The 11,464-nt window shown below is 42.7% G+C and carries 15 protein-coding genes and 1 other RNA gene; 10 read left to right on the forward strand and 6 right to left on the reverse strand.

Annotated features, from left to right (window positions below):
* Positions 1–17: 17 nt before the first annotated feature.
* From ACI3E5_RS12615 to ffs, 3 genes are all read left to right on the forward strand, one after another.
* Positions 18–353 (forward strand): hypothetical protein, encoded by a 336-nt coding sequence (locus ACI3E5_RS12615; protein WP_005227636.1) that lies wholly within the window; start codon positions 18–20, stop codon positions 351–353.
* A gap of 131 nt (positions 354–484) precedes the next feature.
* Complete coding sequence (gene tadA / locus ACI3E5_RS12620; protein WP_015509027.1) at positions 485–991, forward strand: tRNA adenosine(34) deaminase TadA; 507 nt, start codon at positions 485–487, stop codon at positions 989–991.
* A 29-nt stretch (positions 992–1,020) separates the two neighbouring features.
* Positions 1,021–1,107: signal recognition particle sRNA small type (gene ffs, locus ACI3E5_RS12625), an RNA gene on the forward strand.
* 213 nt (positions 1,108–1,320) lie between these two features.
* Here ffs and ACI3E5_RS12630 read toward each other — a convergent pair.
* Both ACI3E5_RS12630 and ACI3E5_RS12635 read right to left on the reverse strand, forming a co-directional pair.
* Entirely contained in the window at positions 1,321–1,728 is a 408-nt protein-coding gene (locus tag ACI3E5_RS12630; RefSeq protein ID WP_096742248.1) for a type II toxin-antitoxin system death-on-curing family toxin, read from the reverse strand.
* On the reverse strand, positions 1,725–1,967 hold the full coding sequence (locus tag ACI3E5_RS12635) for an AbrB/MazE/SpoVT family DNA-binding domain-containing protein (RefSeq protein ID WP_005227642.1): 243 nt from the start codon (positions 1,965–1,967) through the stop codon (positions 1,725–1,727). Before ACI3E5_RS12635 ends, ACI3E5_RS12630 begins: the two co-directional genes overlap by 4 nt.
* Positions 1,968–2,293: 326 nt before the next feature.
* Here ACI3E5_RS12635 and ACI3E5_RS12640 point away from each other — a divergent pair, with 326 nt between their 5' ends.
* The 4 genes from ACI3E5_RS12640 to ACI3E5_RS12655 all read left to right on the forward strand — a co-directional run bounded on the left by ACI3E5_RS12640 (position 2,294) and on the right by ACI3E5_RS12655 (position 5,794).
* Complete coding sequence (locus ACI3E5_RS12640) at positions 2,294–3,676, forward strand: bifunctional metallophosphatase/5'-nucleotidase (protein ID WP_142965084.1); 1,383 nt, start codon at positions 2,294–2,296, stop codon at positions 3,674–3,676.
* Positions 3,677–3,766: 90 nt separating this feature from the next.
* Positions 3,767–4,387: a YutD family protein gene (locus ACI3E5_RS12645; RefSeq protein ID WP_015509029.1), complete on the forward strand. Its 621-nt coding sequence runs from the start codon at positions 3,767–3,769 to the stop codon at positions 4,385–4,387.
* A 1-nt stretch (position 4,388) separates the two neighbouring features.
* Entirely contained in the window at positions 4,389–5,159 is a 771-nt protein-coding gene (locus ACI3E5_RS12650; protein WP_010748835.1) for a TIGR01457 family HAD-type hydrolase, read from the forward strand.
* Positions 5,156–5,794 (forward strand): TIGR01906 family membrane protein, encoded by a 639-nt coding sequence (locus ACI3E5_RS12655; protein WP_015509030.1) that lies wholly within the window; start codon positions 5,156–5,158, stop codon positions 5,792–5,794. Before ACI3E5_RS12650 ends, ACI3E5_RS12655 begins: the two co-directional genes overlap by 4 nt.
* 57 nt (positions 5,795–5,851) lie before the next feature.
* On the opposite strand, the gene ACI3E5_RS12660 is transcribed toward ACI3E5_RS12655, so the two are convergent.
* The 3 genes from ACI3E5_RS12660 to ACI3E5_RS12670 form a co-directional block, all read right to left on the reverse strand.
* Positions 5,852–6,361 carry a phosphatidylglycerophosphatase A family protein gene (locus tag ACI3E5_RS12660; RefSeq protein ID WP_005227653.1) on the reverse strand — a complete coding sequence of 170 codons (510 nt, stop codon included), beginning with the start codon at positions 6,359–6,361 and terminating at the stop codon, positions 5,852–5,854.
* Positions 6,362–6,469: 108 nt separating this feature from the next.
* Complete coding sequence (yqeK, locus tag ACI3E5_RS12665; RefSeq protein WP_096742253.1) at positions 6,470–7,111, reverse strand: bis(5'-nucleosyl)-tetraphosphatase (symmetrical) YqeK; 642 nt, start codon at positions 7,109–7,111, stop codon at positions 6,470–6,472.
* A gap of 5 nt (positions 7,112–7,116) precedes the next feature.
* On the reverse strand, positions 7,117–8,094 hold the full coding sequence (locus ACI3E5_RS12670; protein ID WP_010748839.1) for an NAD(P)/FAD-dependent oxidoreductase: 978 nt from the start codon (positions 8,092–8,094) through the stop codon (positions 7,117–7,119).
* A 140-nt stretch (positions 8,095–8,234) separates the two neighbouring features.
* On the opposite strand from ACI3E5_RS12670, the gene ACI3E5_RS12675 reads away from it, so the two are divergent.
* Positions 8,235–8,822, forward strand: a complete 588-nt coding sequence (locus tag ACI3E5_RS12675; protein WP_005227659.1) for a peptidylprolyl isomerase — start codon at positions 8,235–8,237, stop codon at positions 8,820–8,822.
* A 90-nt stretch (positions 8,823–8,912) separates the two neighbouring features.
* Here the strand turns inward: ACI3E5_RS12675 and ACI3E5_RS12680 are convergent, their stop codons facing one another.
* The gene (locus tag ACI3E5_RS12680) at positions 8,913–10,094 is read right to left on the reverse strand and encodes a MalY/PatB family protein (protein WP_208770116.1); all 1,182 of its coding nucleotides are present in this window, start codon (positions 10,092–10,094) and stop codon (positions 8,913–8,915) included.
* A gap of 93 nt (positions 10,095–10,187) precedes the next feature.
* On the opposite strand from ACI3E5_RS12680, the gene ACI3E5_RS12685 reads away from it, so the two are divergent.
* Both ACI3E5_RS12685 and ACI3E5_RS12690 read left to right on the forward strand, forming a co-directional pair.
* Positions 10,188–10,568: a CvfD/Ygs/GSP13 family RNA-binding post-transcriptional regulator gene (locus ACI3E5_RS12685; protein WP_005227662.1), complete on the forward strand. Its 381-nt coding sequence runs from the start codon at positions 10,188–10,190 to the stop codon at positions 10,566–10,568.
* Between the two features lie 67 nt (positions 10,569–10,635).
* On the forward strand, positions 10,636–10,998 hold the full coding sequence (locus tag ACI3E5_RS12690) for a hypothetical protein (RefSeq protein ID WP_005227664.1): 363 nt from the start codon (positions 10,636–10,638) through the stop codon (positions 10,996–10,998).
* Positions 10,999–11,464: the final 466 nt, after the last annotated feature.

The raw sequence follows: 11,464 nt of genomic DNA on the forward strand, positions 1-11,464 counted from the left end.
TAAGGGAGCTGATCGATATGAAAACATCATCAAAAGTAACGATTGGATTAAGCATTGCAGCGATCGCTGGGATCACTACTGCCGTCGTTGTATCAGACAAAGTATTCAATAAAGTACGCTTCGCTTGCAACCGACACAAAGTAAAGAAATTTGTCGATGACAAATTCAACGGCAATGAAAAATTGCTGGATGTCGTAGACGGCTTATCTGACAATGAATTGGATTCGTTGTTAGGTGTGATGAAAAAAGTCAATGAGGGCCGCAACAAAATCTCTGTTTACGGAGACAATATCAAAGATTCGACAGAACATGTCAAAGACAAGTTGACGAGCTTTGTTGATTCCGTCTTTTAAGCCAATCATTCCATTTGAAACTCGCAGGGACATCGGTCTTTGCGAGTTTTTCTCGTCTTTCTAAGCGTTTTTCGTTATACTAACAAGGAAATGCACGAAATGGTGCGAGGTAGAGGAGTGAAAGTGAAGTCGTGGAAAAAACAAGTACCTTGACTGCCGAGGAAAAAGCGTTCTTTATGGAAGAAGCAATCAAAGAAGCTCGAAAAGCAGAAGGGTTGGCAGAAGTACCGATCGGTGCTGTCGTCGTCTTGGATGGTAAAATCATTGGTCGTGGGCACAATCTACGAGAAACGCAGCAGCAAGCCGCAGCGCATGCGGAGATGTTTGCGATCGAAGAAGCCTGTCGCACTGTCGGAAGTTGGCGCTTAGAACAAGCGCAGCTGTTTGTGACCTTGGAACCATGCCCGATGTGTAGTGGGGCGATGTTATTGGCACGGGTGGAAGAAGTGTATTTTGGTGCCTACGATCCCAAAGGCGGCACTGCTGGTACATTGATGAATTTATTGGAAGATGAGCGCTTCAACCATTGGTCCTATGTGGAAGGCGGCATTTTAGAAGAAGCATGCGGCCAGCTGCTAACAGATTTTTTCAGAGCATTACGAGAAAAGAAAAAACAAAAAAAGGCTGGCAATCTTTAACGAAATACGTTATACTAAGTTTTGCCGAAAGGCTAGGACAATGGAGGTCTTGTGAAGCGTGTCAGATCCGGAAGGAAGCAGCACTAAGCAGGATTCTCCATGTGTCTGATTGAAAAACTGCCTGCTATTGAAGAAAGCAGTAGTACTAATTGAATCGATCATCATTCAAACCTGAGACAGACTGTCTTAGGTTTTTTTATTGTCTGAAAGTCTTTAGTTGAGTCTTCTCTTTGATAAATTTTCATGATCAATTTTTAGCCAATCTAGTAAAAAGTGAATCACGATTGTTTGATTGTAGGTGAAGAATTGCTGATTAGCTAGTTACTTTTTTACGACTTTCTTGTGTATTTTCGAAGGTAGTCAGAGGTTGATCGTTTTAAAGTATCAAATTTATTTTCGTCATATTTCGCAATGTGCACCAGAAATGCAATCGTTTGATTTTGTTCGAAAAAAGTTTCATAGTGGTTAAGCTTGAAAAAAACATCCGTTGCCATGAAAGCCATTCGTTTATTGGCATTATGAAAGGGATGTTTTTTGATTAAGTTGATTAGAAGGATTGCAGCTTTTTCCTCCATTGAGGGATATAATTCTTTTGAAAAAACGATTTGTTGCGGTTGTTTTACAGCCATGGCTAATCCAGATGGATCACGCAAGCCGATCTCTTCATTTGGTGTTTGACTTTTGATAAGCACGACATTCATTTTTATGATTTGTTTTTCTGATAAGTAGATTGTCAATGATTTGCGAGCTCCTTATACATCTCTTCATATTGAGAAAAAGATTGATCGATTAAACGATTGATTTCAAGTTCCTGCTCAGAAGGTAATGACTTTTTCGTGATTGCAGCAGCTAATTTGTCTTCATCAACAAATACGTAATCATTTTCTTGAATTCCTATTTTTTCTAATAATTCTTTCGATAATGTTAAAACAACTGAATTTCCGCTCTTTCTAATTTTTCGTTCTTGAATACTCACTTTACATCTCCTCCTTATATCGTATATACAGTATATACGATAAACGAGAATTACTCAATAATTGTATGATCGTATGTTGGTGCTATATATTTTGGATCGTATTTGCTTGGAAAAAAATCATTCCAACAATTGAGCAAAACATGGCGGTACTTTTTGACAAATGACTGCCTATTTATTCCATTCTTTTCCAAGCATTCCAATGGTTTCCCAGAGATTTTATGCTATGCTTATTTTGTAGAGACTTCCGTCGTCTTTCTACTGGCAACCCTTGATGCCAAGAGAAATGGATAGTGATTTCAGGCGACGTATTTGAAAAGAGGCGCACAATGGAAAAAATTACGATTATCCATACGAACGATCTGCATTCCCACCTAGAACATTGGCCGAAGATGCGGCGTTATTTGGATCAAAGAAAACGAGAAGCGGATACGACCGAAGAGACAGTGATCGCAGTCGACTTAGGCGACTTTGTCGATCGTTGGCATCCTTTGACAGAAGCAACTGACGGCAAGGCGAATGTCGATTTGATGAATCAAGGACATTACGATGCGGTGACGATTGGGAACAATGAAGGGGTCGGCAATCCCAAAGAGGTCTTGCAGCATTTATATGACCAAGCAGCATTTCCTGTCATTTTAGGCAATTTATTTGATAAACAGGATTTACGTCCACCCAAATGGGCACAAGAATACAAAATCATGGAAAGCAATCAAGGCGCCAAAATCGGTCTGATCGCTTTTACAGCACCGTTTCCGCTGACATATGCCCCAAACGGCTGGGACATTCGCGAACCCTTGGAGATTTTACCTTCATTGGTGCAGCATTTGCGCCCCGAGGTCGATCTGCTGGTCTTGATGAGCCATCTAGGCATCAATGCTGACCGCCAGATTGCGAGGGACTTTCCAGAACTAAATGTTATATTAGGTTCCCACACGCACCATTTGTTTGAAAAGGGCGAAGTCATCAACGGGGTTCAAATTGGGGCAGCTGGCAAGTTTGGTTTTAACATTGGCGAAGTCGAAGTGGTCTTAGATGATCACCACCGCCCGATCAAGCATCGCGCCCGTGTGATTCCGACGGATTCGTTGGTGGCTTTTCCGCAAGATGAGGAAGAGATCGCCGAATATCTGTCGATCGGCCATCGCTTGTTGCGGGCAAATCAGGTGGCAGAAATTCCAGCAGCGTTTACGAGGGATTGGCAAAGTGAACATTCCTTGGTTCGGGAGGCGCTTTTGGCATTATGTGCCAAAGGACAGACGGATGCCGCCATCTTAAATACGGGGCTATTTTTAGATGATTTGCCGCAAGGACGGGTCGATCAAGATCAACTGCACACGATTTTACCCCATCCGATGCATTTGATTCGGGTGACGCTGCAAGGCGCGGATGTCATTCGATTGATCTTAGAGATGGAAAAAAATCGCAACTTTTTGCGCAATTTCCCAATTATGGGAATGGGTTTTCGAGGGAAGATTTTTGGCGAACTGGTTTATGAAGGCATCCGCTTTGATGAAAAAAACCACCAAGTATTGTGGAAACAAGAGCCCGTCGATCCTGCTCAAAGCTACACGTTGACCCTTGTGGATCACTACTTGTTTATTCCGTTTTTCCCGACGATCGAGATTGCTGGAACCGTTGAGTTTCTTTTTCCAGACTTTATTCGCACAGTGGTCGGTGATTACCTGAGCCAGAAATACCCCATCCAGTAGTTCGTCACTCCTCCAGCTGGATTTTGCGAGAAAACCGCGACTATCATTGGGGAATAAAACAAGGTATAATAAACAGCAGGTGGTGAAAAAATGACCGAAAAACAAACGATCACAGATGAGATGACATCTGTACTAGAAGAAATTATTGAAGAACCAGCGAAACAACCGCAAAAAGGCGAGTTGGTGACTTTGTTAAATGATGAAGAATTAATGATTGGCAATCGACAATACAAATTGGTCATGGATTATCGTGAAGGCTTCAATCCAGAAAAACTTGGCGAGCGTTACAGTGAAGTGTTGGCACGTTATGATTATATTGTAGGCGATTGGGGTTATGAGCAGCTGCGTTTGAAAGGCTTTTTTGAAAAAGATAACCGCAAAGCATTACCCGATCAGCGTATCGACATGCTGGAAGACTATTTGTATGAGTATTGTAACTTCGGTTGTGCCTATTTCGTGATCCAACGAGTTGGCGGCAAAAAAGAAAAAAGTACCTCTCGCCGACGCAAGAAAAAGCCAACCCAAAACAATCAAAATCAAAACACACAACAAAACGCCCATATAGAAGAAAAGCGTGACACAGTACCGCAGAAAAAAAGCAAACCAACGATCAAAAATCGTAAACCAAAAGAAAAGAACGTCAAAAAAACCGAAACAACCACGGTGAAAAAAGGCAAAAAAGAGTTTACGATTCGACAAAGGGAAGAATAAGATGAAATATAAAGGCTATTTGATTGATTTAGACGGCACGATTTATTTAGGAAAAGCGCCGATCCCTGCTGGGAAACGCTTCGTAGAGTCCTTACAAGAAAAAGGACTGCCCTATTTATTTGTGACCAATAATACGACCCGCAGTCCCGAAGTCGTGGCGCAGCGATTAGCGGATGAATTTTCGATCCATGTGGCACCAGAAACGATCTATACCGCAAGCTTGGCGACAATCGATTTTATGAAAGATCATGGCAAAGGCCGCAAAGTATTTGTGATTGGCGAAGCGGGGTTGATCGATTTGATCTTAGCTGCTGGGTTTGAGTGGGAGGAAACCAACCCGGATTATGTCGTGGTTGGCTTAGACAACCACGTGACGTATGAAAAATTTGTTTTAGCAACGTTAGCGATCCAAAAAGGAGCAACCTTTATCGGGACCAATCCAGACAAAAATATCCCGACGGAAAGAGGTTTATTACCTGGTGCAGGTTCACTGATCGCAATGGTGGAGACTGCCACCCAAACGCAACCGATCTTTATTGGCAAACCAGAAGCCATCATTATGGAAAAAGCGGTGGCACACATCGGCTTATCAAAAGAAGAGGTCTTGATGGTGGGGGACAATTACGAAACCGATATTCGCTCGGGGATCCAAAACGGGATCGATTCTTTGCTCGTATTATCTGGCTTTACCCCGAAAGCGGCAGTTCCGACATTACCAGTAGCACCAACCTATGTGGTTGATTCTTTAGATGAGTGGGATTTTGAACAATGAAAAAACAAGTGTGGCTTGAACGCTTAGGATTTGTCTGCTTGTTTTTGTTTTTGGTCAGTCTGGCGATCACCCTAACGATCAATTTTCGACCGTTATATTGGTTTGATGTCGATCACTTGAATCTGCTGGATTATACCTCGCTATCAAGAGAAGAGTTGTTGAAGAACTATGGCTTATTGTTAGATTTTCTAAACAATCCCTTTGCAAGTACGCTCGCCTTGCCAGATTTTCCAATGTCTGAAGCTGGCGCTGGGCATTTTTACGATGTGAAACAGTTGTTTCTATTAAATTATGCCGTGATGATCGTCACTTTGCTGCCCAGTATCTGGTTCGTCAATCGGTTACGGCAAAAACAACAGCAATGGCGCTTGATTCGTCCCTTTCAATGGGGAATGATTTTACCGCTGATTTTCGGGTTTTTGATGGCTGTCGGCTTTGACCGCTTTTTCGTTACGTTCCATGAGATTTTCTTCAGTAACGACGATTGGCTCTTTAATCCAGCCACCGATCCGATCATCAACGTGCTGCCAGAAACGTTTTTCATGCATTGCTTTATTCTCTTTTTCGTCTTGATTGAAGTCTTCTTTTTTGCCTTCTATTGGTGGGGCAAACGAGGCTTGAAAAAAACAGCATAATGAAAAAAAGGCCAACGATCCCCTTCCTTTGAGGGAGGCGAATCGTCGGTCTTTTTTTTATTGTGTAATGTAATGAGATTTACTTGGGTGTTGATGGGCTAAGCGACTTGCGGCAGAAGCTGCGATGGCACCTACGATATCATCTAAAAAGGTGTGAACGCGGGGACCGTCATGCTTGTTCAGTTCTTTCAAAATACCCGGTTTGACTTTATCAATGTATCCGTAGTTAGTAAAGCCGATCGAGCCGTACACGTTGACGATGGATAGAGCGAGGATCTCATCGATCCCATAAAGCCCTTCGTCTTCTTTAACGATTTCTTGCAGTGGATGCAGCAGTTGATTTTCTTCTGCCAAAATATCCAATTGGACACCCGTTAAAATCGTATTGTGGACTTCCCGCTTGCTTAAGACAGCGTTGACGCTTTCGATACACATCTCCAAGGTGATGCCTTCAATGTAGTCTTTTTGCAAGAACATCACCAATTCGCCAATGTCTTGCAGCGAGACACCGCGGTCGGCTAACAATTCTCTTGCTTTGTCTTCAAGTGTTTTGCTTTCTAATACCATATAGTTCCCCTCCATGTAAAAATAGTTTATTCAAAAGTCAACATGCGACTGATGGATTGCGATCATAAGTAGTGGCCTATTCCAGTTGCAGGCCATGCCATTTGGGTGTTAATCCCTTCTGACATCCACTGAAGCACAGGTGTTGGCTAGTTCTGCTTTGGCTGCCACTGCCCAAGGATGGGGGACCACCAAGTCACCAGCAAAAAGCCAGTCCATATAATACCCAGCGGCGGCTTCCAAGGAATCATCGAGGCGGTCTAATAAGCCGGTTAAGAAAGGCGCTTGATCTTTGCGATCCCATTTGATTTTGTCGGCTAAAAAAACAACTAGATCGAGACGACGATAATGGGCCTTTAAGGTGGTATGACAGCTGATGGCGGACAGAATGTCTGGATCAGACACCTGAAAAACCGTTTTTGCCAACGAAGCGGATTGCTGCTGATGCAGCAAAAAAGGTGCTTGCCGCTCCGCATCTAAGATCGGTTCGCCTACTGCTATCTGCAAGGCGATTCGCTGGTCATTAGGGATGACGACGCTGACATCGTGCAGCAGTGCTGCCAAGTAAGCTTTCTCCGCATTGACTTGAAACCGTTCTGCCAATCGTTTGGCTTCTTGGGCAACGGCTAGATTGTGGACCGCCGTTTCGGCATGATCGAAGGCTTCCAGATACTGAACCATTTGCTCAGTGAGGGTCTCTCCCTGTAAAGGGAGAGTATAGGTGGCAAGTTGACGTTGACCAGCTTGTTTCATCTCAGCTACTCCTTAAAAAGACTTGTACTATGGGCAGGTTGTGTCCGCGTTTTGGGATCAATGTAGTGGAGCGCATTGTTCACCGCAGTTGGGGCTTCCCCGAAACCAGTAGCGATCAGGTCGACTTTTCCATCGTATAAAACGACATCCCCACAGCCATAGATCCCAGGAACAGACGTACTCATATCTGAAGAGACGAAGACTCCTTGGCGGCTGCTTTTCATGCCCCAATCCTTGATGTTCAATGTGGAAGAAAAACCGTAATTGACGATCAAAGCATCCAATGAAAGGCTGACTGTTTCATCACCTTTGACTTGCTGCAACGAGACACCAGTCAAACGTTGCTCTCCTTGGATCTCTTGGATCACATAAGGAGTCAAAATGTTGACGGCAGAAGCCTGTAATTTGCTGACGCTATGTTCATGGGCACGAAATTCAGGACGGCGATGGATCAAGTAGACTTCACTAGCGATCGGCTCTAGCATCAATGCCCAATCGATGGCAGAATCGCCGCCACCGGCAATCGCTACTTTGCGTCCAGCATACTTCATCAAATCGGTGACAAAATAGTCTAAGCCGTATCCTTCAAACCGCTCGCTTTCTGGCAAAGTCAGTTTGCGCGGCTGAAAGGAGCCGTTTCCTAAAGCCAAAATCACGGCTTTCGAGTAATGGATTCCTTTGTCGGTGGTGACTTCGATATAGTCTTCTTGTTTTTCGACCGACAAGACGGTTTCTTCTAAACAATATTGGTGATTGAAGGTCGTCAACTGTTTTTCCAGGTTTTGGACAAGATCGCCCGCTTTGATTTTCGGATAACCTGGGATATCGTAGATATATTTTTCTGGGTATAAAGTAGCAAGCTGACCGCCTAATTGCGGCAAGCTGTCGATGATCTTGGTTTTGGCGTTACGCATACCGGCATAGAAAGCAGAAAACATCCCGCTAGGTCCCGCGCCGATAATCGTTATATCAAAAATATCCATGTTATTCCTCTTTTCTAACCACGTTGGGGTGAAGCGTGTTCGTATTGTACGAATAGCTTCATTATAGCAAAAATTATCCAAACTAGCATTTTTTCAATTTTCTGCTATCATGGATTTATGAGAGAGAAGGAGGAGTTAATGTGTCTGAATTTCCACAGTTAGCATTAGAAAAACAAACTGGCCATAAAGCAGTCATCAAAACCAATCGTGGGGATGTAGTTGTACAATTGTTCCCAGAATTGGCACCAAAAACAGTGAAAAACTTCGTTGAATTAGCGAAAAAAGGGTATTACGATGGGATCATCTTCCACCGTGTCATTCCTGATTTTATGATTCAAGGCGGCGATCCAACTGGTACAGGGATGGGCGGCGAAAGCATCTATGGTGGCAGCTTTGAAGATGAATTTTCAAAAGAATTGTTCAATCTTCGTGGCGCTTTATCCATGGCAAACGCTGGTCCGAATACTAACGGCAGCCAGTTTTTCATCGTAAACAATCAAAATGTTCCTAGCAACATGTTAGGTCAATTAGAAGGTGCTGGTTATCCAGCTGAAATCATCGAAGCGTATCAAGCAGGTGGTACTCCTTGGTTAGATTTCCGTCACACAGTCTTCGGTCATGTGATCGAAGGAATGTCAGTCGTTGATGAAATCGCTGGCGTGCAACGAGGACCACAAGATCGTCCAGTGCATGATGTAGTGATCGAAACGATCGAAATCAGCGAATAAAACAAAAGAACCCAAAAGCAGTTTCAACGGTCATCCTCAAGGAGGTCGTTGAAATGGCAGCTTTAGGGTTCTTTTTTTCATAAGAAAGAGTTAACCGATCGGTTGGTCTTTAAACGCGGCGGCGATTTGATTGAGTGCTTTTTCTAATAGCTCTTTAGGACAGGCAAAGTTCAGCCGCATATGGTGACTGCCGCGAGGACCAAAGATACTTCCTTGATTCAATACGACATTGGCTTCTTTGATCAGTTTGCGCTGCAGCTGATTGTCCGTTAGGCCATAGGCAGAAAAATCCAGCCAGATCAAGTAAGTACCTTCGGGTTTTTGAAAGGTCACTGCTGGGAGTTGTTCAGTCAAAAAGTCGCAGACAAAGGTGCGATTTGCTTCTAAATAGGACAAAAGTTCTTCTAACCATGCTTCAGATTCACGATACGCTGCTTCAGTAGCGACCACCCCAAACGTATTAATTTCCCCTTGAACGTTGCGTTCTTGTGTTTTTGCAAATTGGCTGCGCAAGGTTTTGTCTTTGATGAATACCATCGAATTTTTGATCCCAGCTAAATTAAAGGTCTTGGTTGCTGAGGTCAAGATGATCGAAAAATCGGCAAAGCTTGGCTCGACTGTTTGGAAAGAGACAAATTGATTTGGTGCAAAAACGATGTCTTGATGGATCTCATCACTGACAACGATCACCTGGTGCTTTTGACAAATACGGCCGATCGTCAGCAGTTCTTCTTTTGACCACACGCGACCGCCAGGATTATGAGGATTACATAGAAGAAACAATTTTACCTTCTTTTCGATGATGGTTTGTTCCATCGCCTCAAAATCGATGACGAAGTGGCCCTCTTTTTCTAGTAACGGTTCTTGAATTAAGGTCCGCTGATTGTTTTTGACAACATGGGCAAAGGGATGGTAGACCGGATCGTGGATCAATACGGCATCTCCTTCTTGCGTATAACTTTGGATCGCCAGTGCAATACTAGGGACCACACCGCTGTTAAAAAGGATCGCTTCCTTATTGATGGTATAACCATGACGTCTTTGCTGCCAATCGATGATGGATTCAAGCAGCGAATCAGGGATAGTGGAGTACCCATAGATCCCTTGGGCAACTGCTTTTTCTAACGCTTTTTTCACAGGTTCTGGTGCCAGAAAATCCATGTCGGCTACCCAAAGCGGCAACAAGTTTTCTTCCTTATAGGTTTTTGCAATGGTATCCCATTTGACGCTATTGGTATTTAAGCGTGGATGAACTTTGTCAAAATTGATCATGCGTTTCCCTCCTATATTGTGCAACGTTGTTTCTGATGCTTCAAATCTACCACTAGTTCAAGTATAATGAAAGTGGAAAAGAGAGGAAAGACTATGAATTATCAAATCGGGAACATTATAGAAGGAACAGTCACTGGGATTCAACCCTATGGTGCATTTGTTTCGTTAGATAAGGAAACACAAGGATTGATCCATGTTTCAGAGATCCAATCTGGGTTTACCAAAAATATCCATGAAGTCTTACAGATCGGGCAAAAGATCCGTGTACAAATCATTGATATTGACGAATACAGCCAAAAGATCAGTTTATCCCGCCGTACATTGGAAACGAGTTTTGTTCAGCCACCCTTTAAGCGTAAACGCTACTTTACAAATAAGAATAAGCGGATCGGTTTTCGTACGATTGGAGAAGCTTTACCAGTGTGGGTGAAAGAGGCCAAAGAAATGTTAGAAAAAGAAAACAGCAGCAGATAATCGTGCATATTTTCTGAAAATGTGCTAAAATTAGTTTACAAACAGATGAATAACTGAGGTGGGTATTTTGGGATCCAAAAAAGTAGCGGGTACAGTTATGATGCACTTAGCAAATGGTTCGAAACGATTTTTGATGCAAATACACGAAGGCACTGCGGAATTAGCGTCAACGGATTTTTCTGAAGATAAAACCGGCTTGGCTACGATCTTACAATTGTTTAAAGACCGTATCCACCTTGATGTGACAGCGATCGAACTCGTTGAACTCACAAATGGCAATATTGATACGCAAAACATTCCTTTATTTGTTTTTGAAACACAAGAAGCAGGACAAACGCAACAGCTGCCAGAAGGGTATGCGTGGGAAGAGCCCAATATCTTTCGTAAGATCATTGAAGACTACGAGATTGAAGGCGTTCCGTTCTTTTAGCACCTGAATATTAGCGAAAAAACTGAAGACCGTTACGACGGTCTTTTTTTATTGAAAACTTTTTGTAAATAAAATGAAATATTTCCTTGACCTGAGTCAAGAAGAATGGTAAATTAGTCAACGTTGGCAATTGAGCCAGCGGGTCAAAACAACAGTTGAAAAAACTTCAAAAAAAGACTTGACCAAAAATGCAACAGATGATATTATAACGAAGTCGCAATAATAAAACAGTTAATCAATGTTGATACATCAACAAAATTAATTGAAAAAAGTTGTTGACAAATAACAAGTAATTTGTTATTCTAATTAAGTCGCTGAGGCAGCCGCTACGAAGTTGAAAAACAACGAGCGAAAAAAACTTTTAAAAAAGAGTTGACAATTAAATGTCACTCTGATATGATATAAAAGTTGCTAACACAGCACGGTAGACCTTTGAAAACTGAACAAAGCAAGCAAACGAACCAAT

It is taken from the genome of Candidatus Enterococcus avicola (assembly GCF_047470845.1).
Classification (GTDB): Bacteria; Bacillota; Bacilli; order Lactobacillales; family Enterococcaceae; genus Enterococcus_D; species Enterococcus_D casseliflavus.

Excerpts from the sequence above, each read along its gene's own strand:
- ACI3E5_RS12615 (WP_005227636.1), top strand. The coding sequence starts at position 18 with ATGAAAACATCATCAAAAGTAACGATTGGATTAAGCATTGCAGCGATC.
- ACI3E5_RS12640 (WP_142965084.1), top strand. The coding sequence starts at position 2,294 with ATGGAAAAAATTACGATTATCCATACGAACGATCTGCATTCCCACCTA.
- ACI3E5_RS12645 (WP_015509029.1), top strand. The coding sequence starts at position 3,767 with ATGACCGAAAAACAAACGATCACAGATGAGATGACATCTGTACTAGAA.
- ACI3E5_RS12650 (WP_010748835.1), top strand. The coding sequence starts at position 4,389 with ATGAAATATAAAGGCTATTTGATTGATTTAGACGGCACGATTTATTTA.
- ACI3E5_RS12655 (WP_015509030.1), top strand. The coding sequence starts at position 5,156 with ATGAAAAAACAAGTGTGGCTTGAACGCTTAGGATTTGTCTGCTTGTTT.
- ACI3E5_RS12660 (WP_005227653.1), bottom strand. The coding sequence starts at position 6,361 with ATGGTATTAGAAAGCAAAACACTTGAAGACAAAGCAAGAGAATTGTTA.
- yqeK (WP_096742253.1), bottom strand. The coding sequence starts at position 7,111 with ATGAAACAAGCTGGTCAACGTCAACTTGCCACCTATACTCTCCCTTTA.
- ACI3E5_RS12670 (WP_010748839.1), bottom strand. The coding sequence starts at position 8,094 with ATGGATATTTTTGATATAACGATTATCGGCGCGGGACCTAGCGGGATG.
- ACI3E5_RS12680 (WP_208770116.1), bottom strand. The coding sequence starts at position 10,094 with ATGATCAATTTTGACAAAGTTCATCCACGCTTAAATACCAATAGCGTC.
- ACI3E5_RS12685 (WP_005227662.1), top strand. The coding sequence starts at position 10,188 with ATGAATTATCAAATCGGGAACATTATAGAAGGAACAGTCACTGGGATT.